3 protein-coding genes are annotated in these 3061 nt (G+C 77.4%); 1 reads left to right on the top strand and 2 read right to left on the bottom strand.

All coding sequences use genetic code 11. The features are described from left to right. Window positions 1–15 precede the first annotated feature (15 nt). Window positions 16–174: a sensory rhodopsin transducer gene (locus FNQ90_RS28720; protein WP_407699388.1), complete on the top strand. Its 159-nt coding sequence runs from the start codon at window positions 16–18 to the stop codon at window positions 172–174. Window positions 175–396: 222 nt separating this feature from the next. On the opposite strand, the gene FNQ90_RS17765 is transcribed toward FNQ90_RS28720, so the two are convergent. Beyond that, entirely contained in the window at window positions 397–2016 is a 1620-nt protein-coding gene (locus FNQ90_RS17765; RefSeq protein ID WP_182607286.1) for a hypothetical protein, read from the bottom strand. Between the two features lie 77 nt (window positions 2017–2093). Beyond that, on the bottom strand, window positions 2094–3061 hold a 968-nt coding region (locus tag FNQ90_RS17760; protein WP_228471347.1), incomplete at its 5' end, for an ABC transporter ATP-binding protein.

Here is a 3061-nt window from a genome sequence, read left to right as displayed (position 1 = left end):
GGGCGGGTACGTCACGTGCGCATCAACGACCTGATCGATCCGCAGGCGGTGCCGCTGGGCGAACCCTACGGGCTGGTGGTGCGCGCCGACGTGCCGGTGGTCGCCCAGCTGACCCGTCTGGACACCCGGCGGGGCGGTCTGAGCACGGCGATCGCGCCGGGGTACTGGGCCTGAGCCCGAGCCCGGTCACGCCCGGAGGGCCGGGACGCCCCCGGGGCGTCCCGGCCCTCCGTGTACCGGGGTCGAACCGTCGCGTACGAGCCGTCCACCGGATCGGCGGGACCGGCGGGGAGTCCGCCGCCCCTCCCCGCCCCGGAGCCGACACCGTCCCGAGACCGGGGCGGCCCCGACACCGGATGGAAAAGGACGCGGACGACGGGTGTCCCCGGCGGCGGATCAGGCGGCGGGACCGCGGGTGAGAGCACGTCGGACAGGGAGGACGCACAGCAGCAGGGCGGCGAGGACGCCCGCCGGAACGGTGACCGCGGCCGGCGCCGGCACCCGGACGGCGAGGCCCGCGAGGGCGGGGAACACCGTCCCGTCGGTGTCGGCGAGCACGAGCAACGGCCAGGTCGGCGGCAGAAGCCCCATGACGGCCCCCACCGGGGCGGGCAGCAGGGCCGCCGCCACGGGGACGCCGACCGACAGGGCGCCCGCGGCCTTGGTCACCACCAGCGCCTCCACCCGGTTGGTCGCCGTGGCCGCGACGACGGCGACCAGCAGGGGGGCCATCGGGGCGGCGAGGAACGCCGCGGACAACGACTCGGTGCCGGGGACCGGCGCGAGCCCGCTCAACGGGATCGCCGCCGTGAGGACGAGCAGGGAGAACCCCCACGCGGCCACGAGCCACAGCAGCAGCGGGAGGCCCGCCGGCACCGGGGCGACCCGCACCAGGCGGGGCAGTCCCTCCTCCGCGTCCTCCACCCATCGCAACGCGATCACGGTGCCGACCGTGACGGGCACGTGCAGCAGGATCAGCGCCGCGAAGACCGTCGGGGTGTGCGGCACGAGGTCGATCCCGTAACGGTCGGCGACCGTCTCGACCACGGCGGGCCACAGGGGGCGCAACGCCAGGGCCGTGAGGAGCGGAGCGGCGACCGCCAACCACGGCAGCGGGTCACGGAAAGGGCCGGTGGGAGCGAGGAGCGCGGTGATCCGCCCGCCCGCCCCCCGGCGGGGGCGCCGCTCCGTCCTCGGCCGGTGGACGGTCCTCGGCCGGTGGATGCGGGAGTGACGGGGGAACCGGGTCCGGTGCGGGGGCGGCGCGCCGAGGGCTCGGGTCGCCGCGACGGCGGCGAGCGCGGCGCCGATCCAGGCCCAGAGGAGGGCGGGCAGCACGCCACCGGCGGGCGGGGCCCCGGTGACGGAGCTCTCGATCAGCCGGGCCCCGGCGGTGGTGGGGACCAGGTGCGCGAGCGGGTGCCCGAGGACACCGAGCAGGTGGGCGACCGGCACCACCAGCAGGGGCACCAGGAAAGGGAGCGCGCCCATCACCACCCCGGGCAGCGTGCGGGCCCGGGTGCCGGCGGCGAGGCAGCAGGCCAGGAGCAGTGCCGCGACCGGGGCCACCGCCATCGGGGCGCCGAGCCCGACCCGCAGCGCTTCCGCCGGACCGGCCGGACGGGTGGCGGCCAGGGCGATCGGCACGGCCATCGCGCAGGTGAGGAGGGTGAGGGGGAGGATCCGGCACAGCACGGCCTCGACCGGGCGCAGCGGGGAGACCCGGCGCACGGCATCCGTCCGCTCCGTGCGTTCCACGAGGATCAGCGCGACGGCGAACAGCGCCCCGAATCCGGCGGTGTCCAGGAAGAGCAGATGGGGGCCGAGGGCACGGGCGGTCTGCGCGGAGGGGACGAGGAGCAGGAGCGTCCACAGCACGGTGAGGCCGGCGGCGACATGGACCACGCGCAGGTCCGCCGGCAGGCGGGTCTCCTCGCGCAACGCCGCCGCGACCCGGGTCCGGCCGGCCCGGTGATCACGCGGGCCGCCGGGGGCCGGCCGGTCGGGAGCGTCCATCGCCGGGACCGGCCGGGGTCCCCCGGGGAGTCGGGCCCCGACCGCGCCCGGAGGACCGGCCGGCCCCGGCCGGGTCGTCACAGCCGGTCCCCGGTGAGGGCGGCGAAGACCTCGTCCAGCCCCGCCTCGCGGGTGTGCAGGGTCTCCACCAGGCCGGCGCGCAGCAGATCGGCCAGTTCGTCGGCGGCCTCCGGCTTCGTGGTGTCCAGGACCCGCCGCACCCGCCGGAATCCGCCGCTCCGCTCCGGCTCCCGGTGCTCGACGATCACGCCGGGGCGGCCGTGGCGCAGGCGGAAGCCGCGCGGGGTGTCGAGGGCCGCGATCCGGCCGCCGGAGACGAAGGCCAGTCGGTCGCAGAGGCGGTCGGCGGTGTCCATGTCGTGGGTGGTCAGGAGGACCGCGGCGCCCCGGTCGGCCTCGGCGCGGATCACCTCCCGCAGCCGGGCGGCGCGCACGGGGTCCTGGCCGGAGGTCGGCTCGTCCAGCAGCAACAGACGGGGACGGTTGATCAGGGCCCGGGCCAGTTCGAGTCGCATCCGCATCCCCTTGGAGAAGGTGGCCACGCGGCGGTCGGCGTGGTCCGCGAGGTCCACCCGGGCCAGCAGCTCCACCGGATCGGCGACGGGCACCCGGTGCAGAGCGGCGAAGGCGGTCAGGTTGCGGCGGGCGGTGAGTCGCAGGCGGGAGGCGGGCAGCTCGAAGGCGACCCCGACGTGGTCGAAGTATTCGTGGCCCCACTTCTCCAGCGGGGTGCCGAGGACGGTGACGGTCCCGCCCACGGGGCGCACCAGGCGGGCGAGGACGGCCTGGACGGTGGACTTGCCGGCGCCCGAGGGACCGAGCAGGCCGATCACCTCCCCGGGGCGCACGGTGAAGGAGACGTCCTCGACGGCCGGCGCGTCGGCGCCCGGGTGGCGGACTCGCAGTCCCTCCACCACCACGACGGGCGCGGCGGGTTCGGAACCCCCGGGGGAAACGTCGGGTCCCGTCGCGGTGCGGGGCCGGTGGGTGGTGGCCCGCCCGAGGGGCGACGCGGGGACGGGGG

Source organism: Streptomyces alkaliphilus (assembly GCF_014141535.1).
GTDB lineage: Bacteria > Actinomycetota > Actinomycetes > Streptomycetales > Streptomycetaceae > Streptomyces > Streptomyces alkaliphilus.
The sequence above is the reverse complement of the archived record's forward strand: the minus strand, read 5'-3'. Positions and strand labels throughout refer to the sequence as shown.

Bases quoted from the DNA above. Each gene is read 5' to 3' on its own strand.
- FNQ90_RS17765 (WP_182607286.1), bottom strand. From the start codon at position 2,016: ATGGACGCTCCCGACCGGCCGGCCCCCGGCGGCCCGCGTGATCACCGG.